A 16360-nucleotide genomic window follows, 5' to 3' on the forward strand; every position below is an offset into this window, starting at 1 on the left:
AACTTTTTGCTATTTTAAAGGTAATGTAAACCAAAATGTGCTGCCTTTACCCAGCTCACTATCTACCCCTATTTCGCCTCCGTGTTTGCGTACAATTTCGGCACTAATGTAAAGGCCTAACCCCAAACCGGAGTTTTGGTAGCCCGATGCATCGGTACGGTAGTAACGCTCAAACAGGCGAGAAAGTTTTTCTGGGGCTATGCCCGGGCCAGTATCTTTTACAGATATTTTAGCCATTTTACCTTGTTTCTCTGTAGCAAGTATAATTAGTTTTGAGTTTGGCGCGTACTTAACCGCGTTGTTTACCATGTTAACGATCACCTGGTCAATACGGTGTTCATCAGCGTTTACTTTTAATTTTTCATCGCCCCGGGTTATCAGTTCGTGCTTGCCGGCAACACGCACATGGTTGCAGCATTGGTTCAGCAGGTCAGCTATCGTGAAAGTCGACTTCTCCAGACTCAACTGCCCTTCGTTCATTCGGCTAAGGTTAAGCAGGTCTTCAATGAGGTTGCTTATCTTATCCATACTACGGTTACTTTGCTCTATCAGCTTTGCCATCATTTGGGGTGAAAGGCTATCCTTTTCTTTCATCCTGTCCATCAACTGCAGGGCAGCTTTAAGGCTGGTAACCGGGGTTTTAAGTTCGTGACTGGCAATGCTTATAAAATCATCCTTTTGCTGGTCGTAAGCCTTGCTTTCGGTAATATCTATCATGATACCAGCAACACTTTTGGGCTTATTGTCGTCATCATAATAAGCCTTACCGGTTGATTTTAGCCACCTTGGCTTGCTTCCATCTGCCGGATTGATGATATACTCTACATCAAAACTCTGGTTTGTTTCTATCGACTGCTGTATCGCATTTTTAACCTTATCAACATAAGCAGGAGTAATAAGCTTTAAGATATCCTTAAGTGTTAATTTAGCATTATATGCCAAACCGTGCATTTTCTTACCCTGTTCAGATACTGTAAGGGCATCGGTACTTAACATTACCGACCATGTCCCCATCTCTGCCGATTCAATAGCTTGTTTTAGGGTATCCCTCGCCTTTTGCAATTCTTCACGAGCCTTTACCTGCTCGGTTATATTTGATACCGTTGTTAATACGGCTTCAACATTTCCTTCAAGATCAAACAACGGGTCATAGGCAAAATCAATTACATAATTTACTTCACCCATTGGTGTTGCTATTCTTATATCTATTTCAGGGATGGCTAAACGTTCGCCTGTATTAAATACATTTTGCAATAATTGGGGGAAGGGCTGATCAATAAGTTCGGGAAAAACATCCATCAACTTTTTACCAATAGTTTGGTAGGGCGTACGGCTCCATATCTCGTACATCGGGTCGTTTGCAACCTCTATCACTAAATCGCGCCCGCGTAACACAGTCATACCTATTGGTACGGTCATTACCATGCTGTTAAGCCTGTTTTGGCTTTGCTCTATTTTTTGGCGTGCTAAAACCTGGTCAGTAACTTCAAAGGCAATTACCATAATTGCTTTCATAAAGCCTTCGGCATAGGTAAAGGGTTCGTAAACAAAATTTATAAAAACTTGCTCAGTTATACCGTTACGATTAAAGGTAAATTCGTGTTCGTTTGCATGGAATGCTATGTCTGTACTTATCACCTCGTTCATAATAGGGGCATAAGTTGATGCAGACTCCGGTACTGCCTCCCAAATGGTGCGGTTTTCCATAGCACTACGATGCCTGCCTACCAGTTCCAGGTAGGCATCATTTACCTCCTGTATCATCAGATCGCCGGCGCGGATAATGCAAATACCTACAGGTGCCTGCTTTATCATACTTCTAAACCTCGATTCGCTCTCGGCCAGGGTATAATTCATGGTTTGCAGTATCTCCTGCGATTCTGCCAGTTCCTCATTGGTAACCGTCAATTCTTCAATGGTTGAAGCCAGCTCCTCGTTTGATGCGCCTAATTCTTCGTTTGATGCGGCAAGTTCTTCGTTAGTTGACGCCAATTCTTCATTTGCGGCCTGCAAGTCAACCTCCAGTTGCATTTCGCGCTGGCTGCTCAGGTAACGGTCGGTAACATTAATTGCTGTATTTAACACACATATTGTTGCGCCTGCCGCATTGGTAATGGCTTTATATTCAAAATCGAAGTAAAAGGGTTGTAACACGCCGTTCACTACAAGATCGGCGCGGGTTTCGCTCCCTGAAATCGTTTTACCTGTGTGTAACACGCTTTGCAATAAACCTAAAAATGGCTGACCTTTTAATTCTGGCAGGGCATCTTCAAGGGGTTTGCCTATTACAGTTCTGTCTTTACCCCAAATGGCAATCATAGCATCGTTAGCGGTCTCGATGATCATTTCATCGGTACTGTGTATAGCGGTTGCGGTTTTTGCCTGGGTCAATATCTCCAGCAGTTGCTGGCAGCTAAATTGGCTCGGATAAGTAGTCATTAATTATAGTGGCGTAAAAATGTTTAACGTATTAATATTTTTAAGGAACTGATAACATTGAAAAATATGGAACAAAAATTTTAACAAATGTATGTCATATATTTATATGGAGCTATAAGTTTTATATAATTAAAGTATTACAGTAAATCAAAAGGCACTCTACTTGCCTAATTCGCTTTGGGCGCCTATTTGCCCTTATGCTTGCGCACAATTTCTGAACAGATGTTTAGCCCAAGGCCGGAGTACTGGATACCTGAATGATCGGCTCTGAGTATTTATCCCCGGGCCATTATCCTTTACAGATATTTGGCCATGTTGTCTTCTTTGGCTGCTATCAAATAGATTTCGAGCGAGTTTGGCACATATTTTACCTCATTTTTAGGGTAAACTTACGGCTATCTGAAAATTTGAATAAATTACAAACTATAGAAGTTTAAACATTGTTTCGCCTTAAAAAATTTAAGTTTTCAGCTTTATACCGCCATTAACCACAAAGCCATCCAGCGGCGCACAAATATCCCTAAACACCGGATTGCTGATGCTGCCTGTATAAATAGCATTAAACTTAGTCTGGCGGGTATCTTTGATGTGCTAAGCTTATGCACTAATTCGGCCTGGATACTTTAGCGGCCGGTTTTATTTTCTTCGAAGTAGGAATGTGCGGGGGTCATTATCATCCTCAATATAATGCAGATCGCCCCCTATGCGGTTCTCTACCGTGGCGTTGATGCCGGCAGTAAGCGTGGATTTATCATTAAAATAAAAGTTTGGGATTAAGCGTATAGCGATTGTACTTGGGGATAGCCGTTAAATCAAGATCTGACGGATCGTAAGCCGTACCATGATTATAGCCCGCATACACCTTAGCGCCAATCTTTTTAAACTTTTGCACGTAAAAAATGCTGGCATCTAACCCTAAAGCCGATGTACCGTTTAGCAATAAGTTTAATTGTCGTTCTTATGTTGGTATTTTAGATACCAGGTTAACCAGACCTGCAATAGCCCCGCCACCATACAGAGTTGATGAAGACCCTTTGATCACCTCTACCTGTTTCAAATTCAATGGGGCAACCTGCAACAAGCCCAGGCCACCCGGAAAGCCATTGCGGATGATCTGCGTGTATTTACCATCCAACCCCTAAATGCGGATACTGGATTTACCACTGGTAGCCGATGTTTGCTGGGTTTGGATACCCGTGCTTTCGGCAAGTACCATGCGGATATCGCCGGGTTTCATATTACTTTTCTCATCCAGCTCCTCGCCGGAGATCACCTCAACCCTTGTGGGAATATTGGCAATGGTGCGGCGGCTGCGAGTGGCAGAAACTGTTACCTCGTTTAATTCGTTTTCTTCGGCTTGCAACAAAACCAGCATCGACTCTTGCTTATTAATTGGGAAAGTTAAATTGATGGTAAAATAATCCTGACTGTCATACAACTATCCACATCCCTGACTTTTGTCATCAAAAAGTTAAATAGTAAATTTGGTTGACTAATATCGTCAACTTGGTTTACCTTTGTTGTGTTATTAAGGATTACCATGAAAACGTTAACACTACCTCAGCAAAATTTAAGCGCTCATTTCAAAAGAAACACAAACCATAGCGCTGCTTCACAAAATACCGTATCTGCCTCAACTTTAGGCAGCAAAAAAGACATGTCTGCAAGCGAGTACATCATCAGTGCTTTGGGTGAAGGGTTTAAACAAAACTTTTTAGGTGCCGATATCAATATGGAGTTTTTAACGCTTACTGTTCGCAACTATGCAACATCAACCGTTAAAGCACTTCGCAAAATAGTGGATAAACCTGCCAAACAACAAAACATCAACCAAACCGTAATTCACATTTAATGAAAACACTTTTTACTCAAATCATAAATAAAATCGCGGTGCTGCTGTTAGTACTGCTTTCGACGGTTACGGCGCTTTATGCACAAACCATTGTGCGCGGTGTGGTAACAGATGCCAAAACAAAGCAGCCTATGAGTTACGTAACGGTAACATTTGCCGGTACAACACAAGGCGCAGCGGGCACAAACGGCCAGGGCCACTATAGTATTTCCACTAACGATGCCGGCATCAACCAGATCCGGGTATCATTTGTGGGCTACCGTTCGGTAACACGTACTATTTCCCCGGGCCAATACCAAACCATCAACATCGCATTAACCGAAGACAACCACTCGTTAAGCGAAGTGGTGATCAAATCGGGCAAAAAGAAAAAATACACCAACAAAAACAACCCTGCTGTTGAGCTGATTCGCCAGGTAATTGCCCATAAAGCACAAAACCAGGTGGAGAATTATAATTATGCCGAGTACAAACAGTACGAGCGTATGAATTTCTCGTTAAGTAACCTGAGCGATAAATTTCGCAGTAAAAAAATCTTTAAAAATTACCAGTTCCTGTTCCGCAAACAGGATTCAACTGCGATTGGTGGCAAAACTTTGCTGCCAATGTACCAGGAAGAAAAAACATCTGATAATTATTTCCGCAAGGCTCCATATGCTAAAAAACAGATTGTAACTGCCAACAAGCAGGTAAAATACGACGAAAACTTTGTAGATAATCAGGGCCTTACCGCATACTTTAACCGTATGTACCAGGATATTAACATTTATGATAACAACGTATCGCTGTTAAGCAACCAGTTGTTAAGCCCTATATCTAACAGTTCGCCAGAGTTTTATAAATTCTTTATTACCGATACGCTTAAGGATGTACAGCCAAACCTTATCGAGTTAAGTTTTACTCCGCGCAACACCAACAACCTTTTATTTGAAGGCAAGATTTACATTACCATGGATGGCAACTATGCCGTTCAGAACGCGCATTTAACTGTCAACAAAAACATCAACCTTAACTTTGTAAGGCAAATGCAGGCCGACCTCTCGTTCGAGAAAAACAACGACGGCCGTTATCACCTTAACCAAAGCGACCTAAAAATCGAGTTTGGGATCAACAAAAATAAAGGTACTGGTATTTACGGCGAGCGTTTGGTTAGCGTTAACAACTTTGTAATTAACAATGCCCGTACCGACGAAATCTACAAAGGCCCTGCACAGGTTATAGCCCTTAATGCCGAAGATAAAGACGATACCTACTGGCAAATGACCCGCCCCGATAGTTTGGACGCGGCGTCTGCAAGCATCTATAAAAATATCGATAGTTTGCAAACCATCCCATCGTTCAAAAAAACAATGGATATTGCTACACTGGTTTTAGCCGGTTATAAAAACTATGGCGCGTTTGAAGTTGGCCCTGCCAACACATTTTATAGCTTTAACCCGGTAGAAGGTTTCCGTGTTCGTTTAGGCGGCCGCACCACCCCTACCCTTAGCAAACGTGTTTACTTTGAAACTTACGGAGCTTACGGTGTACGCGATGAAAAATTTAAATACTTTTTAAGCAGCACGTACTCGCTTAATAATAAATCCATCTATTCGTTCCCGCAAAACTACGTCAGAGCAAGTTTCCAGCACGATACCAAAATACCGGGCCAGGAACTGCAGTTTGTACAGGAAAGCAACTTCCTGCTATCATTTAAACGTGGTGCGAATGACATATGGTTGTATAACGACATCCTGAGGTTTGATTATGTGCACGAGTTTACCAACCACTTGTCGTACACGTTAGGTTTCAAAAAATGGAACCAAACCCCTGCAGGTGCTTTACAATATCAAAACATATTGCCAAGCGGCGCTTTAAACAACGTTAACCTGATCCAAACCACCGAACTTTCGGCACAAATCCGCTGGGCACCGCACGAGAAATTTTACCAGGGTAAACTATACCGCACCCCAATACCAGACAAGTACCCTGTCTTCACCCTTAACTATACACAGGGTATTAAAGGTGTATTTGGCGGCGAATACAATTACCAGAATGTGATGGGTAACATCAACAAACGTTTTTACCTTTCGCAATTAGGTTTTACCGATGTTAGTACCGAGGGTGGGATGGTGTTTGGCAAAGTGCCTTTTCCATTATTGGATATCCACCACGCCAACCAGACGTATGCGTTCCAGTTGCAATCGTATAACTTAATGAACTTCCAGGAGTTTGTGAGCGACCACTACGCCAGCATCGCTATTGACCATAACTTTAATGGCTTTTTGTTTAACCGCATCCCATTCTTAAAGAAACTGAAACTGCGAGAGATAATAGACGTAAAAAGCCTTTGGGGCGGTGTACGTACCGAGAATAACCCGAATAACGACCCGTCATTACTACGTTTCCCCGGAGGATTAAACGGTGTCGCGGGCACTTATGCCTTAGGCAGCACCCCTTATGTTGAAGGTAGCATTGGTGTTGGTAACATTTTTAAATTGCTACGTGTAGATTTTGTAAAGAGATTTACTTACCTGAACAACCCGGGCGCGCCTGAGTACGGTGTAAGGTTTTTTGTGAAATTCGATTTTTAATATATATTCGTAAACTTGGTTTACATTGAATTGTTATTGATACTATTATGGCAAAAACTTGTGTATTGACCGAAGAAACCAAAAAGGTTGCCCCAAAGCTGGTGTACCTGCTTAAGCGCCTTTTGGATGAGTGGATGAGCAAAAAACTTTGCAGAATAGACCAGCCTGGCTTTAACAGCGCGCATTTGCCGTTGTTTATGAGTATAGGCAAAACCGGGATATCTAACAACGAGCTGGCTGCTAAAATGAATGTTAGCAAGCAGGCCACCAGTAAAATAGTGAAAGAACTGGAGGCCATTAACATGGTACGCAGCGAGAAAAGTGCCGACGATGCCCGTGTAGTAATGTTATACTTTACAACAGAAGGCGAAGCTTTTTATTACAACCTTAAAAGCCAGGTTGCCGACCTGGAGAATGAGTACAAAAAAGTTGCAGGAACCAAAAATTACGAAATTGCTATTGAAGTGATGCTGAAACTTGTAAAGTTTCATGAAGAAAATAACTGCACCGGGCAAAAATCATAAAATAGTTTAAATTATATTGAGCAAATGACATTAGGATGAAACGGTTTATTATTTACCGTTGTACATTTGCTTAACACTGTTAAATAATCTAATAGTACTAAATACAATGGCCAGCAAGGATAGGATTTTACGATTGAAAGAGGAAACCAGGGTAAACATACTGGAGGCCGCTTTGCAAATTGTTAAAGCAGAAGGATGGCAGGCATTGAGTATGCGTAAAATAGCGGAGGTTATTGAATATACCGCCCCTATGATATATGAGTACTTTGCCAACAAAGAAGCAATACTTTTAGAACTTAACCGCCAGGGTTATTTAAAGCTGGCAAAGCAATTACAGGAAGCAAAAGATAAATACACCTCGCCGGCCAATCAGCTGGAAGTAATGTGGTTAACCTACTGGAATTTCGCTTTTGCTAACAAAGAGCTTTACCAGGGTATGTTTGGCATCACAACTACCTGCGCCTGCGAAATGGTAAACAAATTACCTGAAGCCAAATTACCGTGGAACATCATTTCTGCCTCTATTGGCGAATTGATGAATATACAGGATATGGAATCGGAAGTTATTTGTACCAAGTACTATACTTTTTGGTCGGTTGTACACGGGTTGGTTTCTATCAACCTGTTAAACCGCGGCGACTCTGATAAAATAAACAGGCAAGTATTAAGGGATGCCATCACAGGCATAATAATTTCCATCACCCCTAATTTGCAACACATCTAAGTACTGATCGTAAATACCGGCATTTCTAAAAGTTCATTAATCGTTAAAATTCATAGCTCATGAAAACTATAGTCCCTTATGCATTCCATTATTTAACAGTGTTAAATAATTTACCAATGTTAATTACCTCTAATTGTTGTCGTTAGCTATGGTGATAATCAGCTACAAAACCTCAATATATTATCGATTACAACAATACTTACAAGCATGCACAATACAACAAAAACAACCAAAACAATATATATTAACAGCATAAGGGCTGCACTCACTCCTATTAACTCACCATCAAAATTAATCATCATGAAAATCATCTTAGCAGCGATCATCGCCATCTCCATATTTAGTTGCGGGCCAAAGCAGCAGGCGCCACAGGCACCACCCCCACCGGCATTACCGGTAGCAGCAGTAACAACAGGTAACCAAACCACTTACCAGGAATACCCTGCATCTATAGAAGGTACCGTGAATGTAGAAGTTCGCCCGCAGGTAAGCGGTTCATTAGATAAAGTATTTATTGACGAAGGCGCTTTTGTAAACACGGGCCAGCCGATATTTAAAATAAACGAGCAGCCATACCGCGCAGCATTAAACAACGCGTTAGCAAGTTTACACGCCGCAGAAGCAGCACAAGGCAACGCGCTGATAGAAGTTGACAAATTAACCCCGCTTGTTGCCAACAAAGTAGTATCAGACTACCAGTTAAAAGCGGCTAAAGCAACTTTCCAGGTAGCAAAAGCCAATATCGAATCGGCTATGGCCAATGTGGCAACCGCGCAGATCAACTTAGGTTACACCTTAATAAAAGCACCGGTTAGTGGTTACATAGGCCGCCTGTTAAAAAAACAAGGCAGTTTAGTTACCCCCCAGGATGTTGAAGCCTTAACACAATTATCTGACGTGCACGAGGTACACGTTTACTTCGCCCTTGGCGAAAAAGATTTTGTAAGCTTTAAAGAACAATACGCAGGCAACACCATAGGTGATAAGCTTAAACACTTACCATCAGTAGCATTATTATTAGCCGACGGCAGCGAATATACTAAAGCAGGTAAAATAGATGTGATTAACGGCCAGTTTGATAAAACTACCGGCGCTATCACCTTAAGGGCAACCTTTGCTAATCCGCAGGGCTTATTACGCTCGGGCAATACCGGTAAAATTCGCTTAAGCCTTCCGCATCCAAATACGTTGATAATACCGCAATCAGCTACTATCGAAATGCAGGACAAGATTTTTGTTTTTGCCTTGGCAGATAGTAATAAGGTTAAAAAATTACCTATCACCATTGAAGGTACAAGCGGCGAGAACTACCTGGTTAAAGATGGCGTTAAAGCCGGCGACCAGATCGTACTAAGCGGTATCGACAAATTACAGGAAGGTATGGTTATAGCCCCGCAAAAATCTGTAGTTAAAGCATCAGCTGTAGCTAAAAATTAATCTGAGAATAGACACAAGAATTTAAGAATCAAGAAACAAGATATGAGGAATTGGGCTGATGCCGTTTGGTGTCTTGTCTCCTGCTTTCTTATATCCTGCCTCTTTAAATAAAAAGATCATGTTTAAGAAATTCATAGACAGGCCGGTATTATCAACCGTTATCTCCATACTATTGGTGATAGTAGGTGTACTTGGCTTAACCAAACTGCCCTTAGAGCGTTTCCCAAATATTGCCCCGCCGGCCGTATTGGTAACCGCTGTTTACCCGGGCGCAAATGCCGAAACCATATTACGGTCGGTAACACCTTCCCTGGAAGAAGCAATTAACGGTGTAGAAGGCATGACCTATATGACCTCTACCGCCAGTAACGATGGTACACTTGGTATCACTGTTTACTTTAAACAAGGCACCAACCCTGACCAGGCAGCTGTAAATGTACAAAACCGCGTTTCGCAGGCTACCAGCCAGTTACCTTCCGAGGTTGTGCAATATGGTATAACCACCACAAAACAGCAAAATAGTTTTATTGGTGCTATGGCCATCTATACCGATGATCCAAAAAAATACGACGCCACCTTTGTTGCTAACTATGCGCAGATCAACATCGTACCCGAGATAAAACGTATCCCGGGTGTAGGTTCGGCACAGGTATTTGGCGGTGTTAAGGATTACAGCATGCGTGTTTGGTTGAACCCGGCACAAATGGCAACCTACAAAATTACCCCTGCGGAAGTTATGGCCGCTATACAGGATAAAAATATTGAAGCAGCCCCGGGTCGTTTTGGCGAGCGCAGCGATAAATCATTCGAGTACGTAATTAAGTATAAAGGTAAGCTTACCAAACCCGAGGAATATCAGAACATTGCTATTCGTGCCAATGCAGATGGTTCGGTTTTACACCTTAAAGACGTTGCACGTGTTGAATTGGGTGCTTATTCTTACAACAGCTACAGCAACCTTAACGGTAAAGACGGTGTTATCATCGGTATCATCCAATTATCGGGTTCAAACGCGAATGAGATCCAGATACAAATTGATAAGCTAATGGAGAAAGCCTCAAAAAGCTTCCCTATTGGTATCAAATACAACCAATTCTATCGTACCAAAACAGATTTGGATGAATCAATTACCCAGGTAGAGCATACGCTGATAGAGGCCTTTGTGCTTGTATTTATAGTAGTGTTCATCTTCCTGCAAGATTTCAGGTCTACCCTTATCCCGGCCATAGCTGTTCCGGTAGCTATTATCGGTACGTTCTTTTTTATGCAATTGTTCGGGTTCTCTATTAACTTGCTAACCCTGTTTGCTCTTGTATTGGCTATTGGTATTGTGGTGGATGATGCCATCGTGGTAGTAGAGGCCGTGCACGCCAAAATGGAACACGATCCAAGCCTCAGTCCTAAAAAGGCAACTACCGAAGCTATGCACGAGATAACCGGTGCTATTATATCCATTACACTTGTAATGGCGGCGGTATTCCTGCCTGTAAGTTTCATGAGTGGCTCCGCCGGTATATTTTACAAACAGTTTGCATTAACCATGGCTATCGCCATCATTATATCAGCTGTTAATGCATTAACTTTAAGCCCGGCCCTTGCTGCACTGTTCTTAAAGAACAAGCACACAGCTGGTGGGCACGATGCACCTAAAAAGGGTTTTGTAGATAAATTTTATGCCGGTTTTAATGGTGGTTTTAACTTTATCACCAACAGATATGTTGGCGGTTTAAAATTGCTTATCAAAAACAAATGGATAAGCATGGCCGGCCTTGGGTTGGTTATTATTGCCACCATATTTATGGTGGGCCGAACAAAAACCGGTTTTATCCCAACCGAAGATCAGGGCTTTGTGGCTATAGCGGTTTCAACACCATCGGGTACATCGTTAAACGGCACCAACAAGATTTTCAAACAAGCAGAAGAGCAGTTAAAAACCTTACCATCAGCGAGGTTTGTTACAGCGCTGTCGGGTTTTAATTTCTTAACACAGTCAAGCAGCCCCTCTGCGGGTGTTATCTTCCTGTTACTAAAACCTACCGATCAACGTGGCGATGTAAAAAATATTGATGAGATACAAAACATTGTACGTGGCAAATTAGGTGGTGTACCGGGTGGAACATTTTTTGTATTCAGTTTCCCAACTGTACCGGGCTTTAGCAACGTAGAAGCGCTGGACGTGGTATTGCAGGACAAGACAAACGGTAAACTGGATAAGTTTAGCGGTATTGCCAATAATTTTATAGCCAAGCTAATGCAGAAACCTGCTGTTGCTTATGCCTTTACATCATACAAAGCCGATTACCCGCAATTACAATTAGAAATTGACGATGACAAGGCTAACCAGTTAGGTGTAAGTGTTAAAGACATCCTATCTACCATGCAGGCCTACTTTGGTACCGCGCAGGCGTCAGACTTTAACCGCTTTGGTAAATATTACCGCGTGGTGGTACAGGCTGATATTGCCGACCGTACCGACCCAACAACTATAGACCGCGTATTTGTGAAAAATAAAGCAGGTGAAACTGTGCCTATCAATACCCTGGTTAAATTAACTCGTGTGTATGGTTCAGAAACAGTATCACGTTACAACCTGTTCAATTCTATTCAGGTTAATGCTATCCCTAAGCCGGGTTATAGTTCGGGCGATGCCATTAAGGCTATCGAGGAAACGGCTAAAGAGCAGCTACCTGCAGGTTTTGCATACGAGTTCTCGGGCCAAACCCGTGAGGAGATCTCATCGGGCGGGCAGTCTACCGTTGTATTCCTGCTATGTTTGGTATTTGTATACTTCCTGTTATCGGCACAGTACGAAAGTTATATCCTGCCATTGGCGGTTATCCTTTCTATACCAACAGGTTTGTTTGGTGTATTTGCTGTACTGGGCTTAACCGGTATAGAAAACAACATCTATGTACAGGTAGCGCTCATCATGCTTATCGGTTTGCTGGCTAAAAACGCTATCCTTATCATAGAGTTCGCGGTACAGAAGCGCAAGTCGGGCATGAGCCTGGTCAATTCAGCCATTGAGGCTGCAAGATTAAGGATCCGTCCTATTGTGATGACATCGCTGGCATTTGTATTCGGGTTATTCCCGATGAGTATCGCGACCGGCCCATCTGCACAGGGGAACCACTCTATTAGTATTGGTGCTGCCGGCGGTATGGTGTCTGGTGTAATTTTAGGTCTACTGATCATCCCTGTACTGTTCGTGATATTCCAGCATTTGCAAGAAAAAATTAGCGGCACCCCGCTATCACGTCACCTGGATAAAAATTACAACCCCGATGCCAATGGCAATAAACCTGTTGAAGCATTAAAAGCAAACTAAAGTGGCTTCACCCCAACCTCTCCGCGAAAGGGAACCCCTTTTACAACAAAGCTTGTCGAGGTGATGTCGGGGTGAGTAAATCACCAATAAAAAAAAACATACAATAATAACATCCAATCCTTCAAGCCCTTCTCTCCCGGAGAGGGGTTGGGGTGAGGCTAAAAACATAACACAATGAAAAGATACATCAATACATTCGCTTTTATGCTGTTACTGGCATTAAGCGCATGTAAAGTTTCAAAAGATATTGAAACACTTAAACCTGCATTGCCTGTGGCTTTCAGGAATGCAGCTACTGCCGATACTACCAGCATTGCTGATATACAGTGGAAGAACTTCTTCACTGACCCTACCCTGCAAAAACTAATTGATAGTGCCATCGCCAACAATTACGATATGCAGATAGCAGTGAAAAACATAGAATCATCACAACTAATGTTTAAACAGGTTAAGTGGAACTATACCCCTACTGTAAACCTGAATATAACCGCAAGCACCAGCCGCCCGAGCGATAACAGCCTGAACGGTTTAAGCCTGAGCTCTTTTGGCGTTGGCACTAAACACATCGAAGATTATTCTGCAAACCTTGGACTGTCTTGGGAAGCTGATATCTGGGGCAAGATCCGCAACCAAAGTAAAGCCGCGTTGGCAACTTACCTGCAAACTACCGAGGCCAAAAAAGCTATCCAAACCAACATCGTAGCGGGCGTATCACAAGGATACTACAACCTGCTGATGCTGGATGAGCAATTGATCATCGCCCAAAAGAATGTGAAACTGAATGACAGCACATTACGCATCATCCGTTTGCAATTTGATGCAGGGCAGGTAACTTCATTAGCAGTACAACAAGCCGAAGCACAACGCCAGGCAGCAACCCAGTTGGTACCTCAGTTCGAGCAGAATATCACTATACAGGAGAACGCTTTACGTATCCTTACAGGTGCACTGCCCGACAGGATAGAACGCAACAACACGCTTAGCAACCTGCAAATTGCAGACAACTTGCCGTCGGGTTTACCATCAGATATCGTGAGCCGCAGGCCGGATGTAAAGAGTGCCGAATTGGCCCTGAACATTTCTAACGCGCAAGTAGGTATCGCTAAAGCGAATATGTACCCATCGTTAACCATTACCGCTTCCGGTGGTGTAAACAGCTTTAAATCGAGTAACTGGTTTAATATCCCGGCATCCTTATTCGGTACGGTTGCGGGTGGTTTAACCCAACCATTGTTCAACAAAAAAAGGTTAAAAACCCAATACGAGGTTGCCAAAATTGACCGTGAGAAAACCGTATTACAATTTCGTCAGTTGGTATTGAATGCAGTTGGTGAGGTATCTAATGCGCTTGTATCTATCGAAAAATTGAAAATACAGCAAACCATTGCGGCTAACAGGGTTACTACCCTGCAGCAGGCAACCGGCAACGCCAATATGCTGTTCAGAAATGGTTTGGCTACTTACCTGGAAGTGATAACCGCCCAGGGTAACGTATTACAAAGCGAACTGGAACTGGTTTCCATTAAACGTGAGCAGCTCAGCGCTGTATCCGATCTTTACCGCTCATTAGGCGGTGGCTGGAAATAAAAACACCCATTGATGAGTATTAAGCCGCTTTACCAGTATTGCCAACTGGTGAGCGGCTTTGTTGTTTACCGCCTGTCTCCGCACTGTCCCACTAAATATAACACACGCATCTTAAATTGCAAAGCATTGATTTTCAATTAATTAAAAACTTACCTTTTCTATTTAAAAATCCATGCAAATATCTAAATAATTGATTTACAAATATTTAAATATTATAGCGGGTGTCCCACCTGTTTCTGAATGAGACAGAATGGGACACCCTTTTTATGACCTGTATTAGAAAAAACTCGAACTTTGGACGGCTTTTTTTGACTTTTTTTCGTCCCTCAATCGCCCGTGATTATAACACCAATATAAATACCCGCAAGTGTGATGGCTACCCCGATAAGGCTAACCAAAATTACCCTGTCCCATCCAAAAAATCTTTGGCCTGCTGCACTGTGCGCGTTAATTTGCGCTCCCTGGAAATGTTCTGTTAAATAAAAGGCTACCCAACAGTAAGCAATAGGGAAAATAACACCGGGGATCTTTACCGTTTCGGCATATGATATGATACCGCCATAGATCACTATTGTTGCGGCAATGGCGTAAATCCAGGTTGCTTTGGCTTTACCGGGTTCGCCAAAAACCTTGTAGTTTTCTGCAAGGTAATAGCCGGCCACAAGCGGGCCGCCTAAAAAGGTGCCGAACCTAATGTGGGCAGGTGTATATATTTGTTTCGTAACGGTTGTTTCGTGAGGTTGTTGCTGGTCGGGTTCCATTTTTTTAGTTAGTGGTATAAATGTAGAAATATTTGGTGATTAGTACTTTTTTCTCCGCGCGTCATTACGAGGTCTCTCGGCAGAAGACCCTGCGGTGCATTCACGTAGCGCCTTCTGCGGGCTTCTGTATGAGAGACCCCGCCGAAACGTAGATTTAATCCCTCTTCCCCTCATCCTAATGTAACAGCCCAAATACAACTTGCATTACCTAAAAAACATCCCTACATTTATATAAGGGCGATTATGGACGGCTGCCAGGCTGCAACACCCGGGTTTTAATTGTTAAATTAAAATAACCAATTATGAATGCGATACACAAAATTGAGGTTTGGGGTGATACCCATCACCCGGCCATTCTGGATCTGCTGCGGATAACTTTGGGCATTTTCCTGTTTTTAAAAGGTTACGCCTTTTTCAATAATATGGCATTTTTGGAATACACTATTGAAGACCAGCATCTGATCAACCTGTCGCCAAAGGCATTAGAAATTTTGATATACTACATCACTTTTATGCACCTGGCCGGTGGCCTGCTCATTACCCTGGGGCTGCTTACACGGTTATCATCTATCCTGCAGATCCCCATCGTTGTTGGGGCCATATTTTTTATCAATATCTTTAAATCTGCCCCAAATTCAGATCTGTGGCTGTCCATTTTCGCCTGTGTGCTGCTGGTGATGTTCGCGTTTATAGGCTCGGGGCCAATATCATTAAACAGGATTTTATCGCTGCCTAACCGGTAAGTGGGTAAAAAACTGATATTAACACCATAAACAACCACTAACATGAAAACAGACTACGGCACCCTATCGCAAACCATCAACGGCTTAAAAGAAGAAGGCTACACCTTAGATTTTAACATCCGGCACGATTGCATTATTTGTCAGGACAACCAGGTGCAGCTGTCACCAAATGATTTTGAGATTGATGGCGTTTTTCGTTTCGAGGGAGAATCAAACCCGGATGATGAAGCGGTGCTTTATGCCATATCTTCAACTAAAGAGGGCTCAAAAGGCACATTAGTAAACGGTTATGGGGTTTCTGCCGATGCAGCATCTGACGAGCTAATTAAGAAGCTGAGCACACACGTAAAATAAACACTTATCTTTATTTGGATTAATTCTAAATAATGGTA

Annotated in this window: 14 protein-coding genes; 9 read left to right on the forward strand and 5 right to left on the reverse strand. The window is 42.6% G+C overall.

Features of this window, described 5'->3' with window-relative positions:
- Nucleotides 1-9 precede the first annotated feature (9 nt).
- The 4 genes from NAF17_RS07885 to NAF17_RS07900 form a co-directional block, all read right to left on the reverse strand.
- Nucleotides 10-2439 (reverse strand): PAS domain-containing protein, encoded by a 2430-nt coding sequence (locus tag NAF17_RS07885; RefSeq protein ID WP_252757437.1) that lies wholly within the window; start codon nt 2437-2439, stop codon nt 10-12.
- A gap of 754 nt (nt 2440-3193) precedes the next feature.
- Nucleotides 3194-3379 (reverse strand): hypothetical protein, encoded by a 186-nt coding sequence (locus NAF17_RS07890; RefSeq protein ID WP_252757438.1) that lies wholly within the window; start codon nt 3377-3379, stop codon nt 3194-3196.
- An 18-nt stretch (nt 3380-3397) separates the two neighbouring features.
- Entirely contained in the window at nt 3398-3574 is a 177-nt protein-coding gene (locus NAF17_RS07895) for a TonB-dependent receptor plug domain-containing protein (protein WP_252757439.1), read from the reverse strand.
- 3 nt (nt 3575-3577) lie between these two features.
- Nucleotides 3578-3814, reverse strand: coding sequence for a hypothetical protein (locus NAF17_RS07900; RefSeq protein WP_252757440.1), 237 nt, complete (start codon nt 3812-3814; stop codon nt 3578-3580).
- 165 nt (nt 3815-3979) lie between these two features.
- Between NAF17_RS07900 and NAF17_RS07905 the strand changes: the two genes are divergently transcribed.
- From NAF17_RS07905 to NAF17_RS07935, 7 genes are all read left to right on the forward strand, one after another.
- On the forward strand, nt 3980-4291 hold the full coding sequence (locus NAF17_RS07905; RefSeq protein WP_252757441.1) for a hypothetical protein: 312 nt from the start codon (nt 3980-3982) through the stop codon (nt 4289-4291).
- Nucleotides 4291-6864, forward strand: coding sequence for a DUF5686 and carboxypeptidase-like regulatory domain-containing protein (locus NAF17_RS07910; protein WP_252757442.1), 2574 nt, complete (start codon nt 4291-4293; stop codon nt 6862-6864). The genes NAF17_RS07905 and NAF17_RS07910 overlap by 1 nt, the downstream gene beginning before the upstream one ends.
- A gap of 47 nt (nt 6865-6911) precedes the next feature.
- A complete protein-coding gene (locus NAF17_RS07915) occupies nt 6912-7388 on the forward strand; it encodes a MarR family winged helix-turn-helix transcriptional regulator (protein WP_252757443.1) in 477 nt (158 codons plus the stop codon).
- Between the two features lie 106 nt (nt 7389-7494).
- Complete coding sequence (locus tag NAF17_RS07920; protein WP_252757444.1) at nt 7495-8112, forward strand: TetR/AcrR family transcriptional regulator; 618 nt, start codon at nt 7495-7497, stop codon at nt 8110-8112.
- A 300-nt stretch (nt 8113-8412) separates the two neighbouring features.
- Nucleotides 8413-9549: an efflux RND transporter periplasmic adaptor subunit gene (locus NAF17_RS07925; protein WP_252757445.1), complete on the forward strand. Its 1137-nt coding sequence runs from the start codon at nt 8413-8415 to the stop codon at nt 9547-9549.
- Nucleotides 9550-9667: 118 nt separating this feature from the next.
- Nucleotides 9668-12877 carry an efflux RND transporter permease subunit gene (locus NAF17_RS07930; RefSeq protein ID WP_252757446.1) on the forward strand — a complete coding sequence of 1070 codons (3210 nt, stop codon included), beginning with the start codon at nt 9668-9670 and terminating at the stop codon, nt 12875-12877.
- 174 nt (nt 12878-13051) lie between these two features.
- A complete protein-coding gene (locus NAF17_RS07935) occupies nt 13052-14464 on the forward strand; it encodes a TolC family protein (RefSeq protein WP_252757447.1) in 1413 nt (470 codons plus the stop codon).
- A 326-nt stretch (nt 14465-14790) separates the two neighbouring features.
- Here the strand turns inward: NAF17_RS07935 and NAF17_RS07940 are convergent, their stop codons facing one another.
- Nucleotides 14791-15225 carry a hypothetical protein gene (locus tag NAF17_RS07940; RefSeq protein ID WP_252757448.1) on the reverse strand — a complete coding sequence of 145 codons (435 nt, stop codon included), beginning with the start codon at nt 15223-15225 and terminating at the stop codon, nt 14791-14793.
- A 302-nt stretch (nt 15226-15527) separates the two neighbouring features.
- On the opposite strand from NAF17_RS07940, the gene NAF17_RS07945 reads away from it, so the two are divergent.
- Both NAF17_RS07945 and NAF17_RS07950 read left to right on the forward strand, forming a co-directional pair.
- Nucleotides 15528-15968 (forward strand): DoxX family membrane protein, encoded by a 441-nt coding sequence (locus NAF17_RS07945; RefSeq protein ID WP_252757449.1) that lies wholly within the window; start codon nt 15528-15530, stop codon nt 15966-15968.
- A 42-nt stretch (nt 15969-16010) separates the two neighbouring features.
- Nucleotides 16011-16322 (forward strand): phosphoribosylpyrophosphate synthetase, encoded by a 312-nt coding sequence (locus NAF17_RS07950; protein WP_252757450.1) that lies wholly within the window; start codon nt 16011-16013, stop codon nt 16320-16322.
- Nucleotides 16323-16360 lie beyond the last annotated feature (38 nt).

Origin of the sequence: Mucilaginibacter aurantiaciroseus (assembly GCF_024055595.1) — a bacterium.
In the GTDB taxonomy this organism is placed as follows: domain Bacteria; phylum Bacteroidota; class Bacteroidia; order Sphingobacteriales; family Sphingobacteriaceae; genus Mucilaginibacter; species Mucilaginibacter aurantiaciroseus.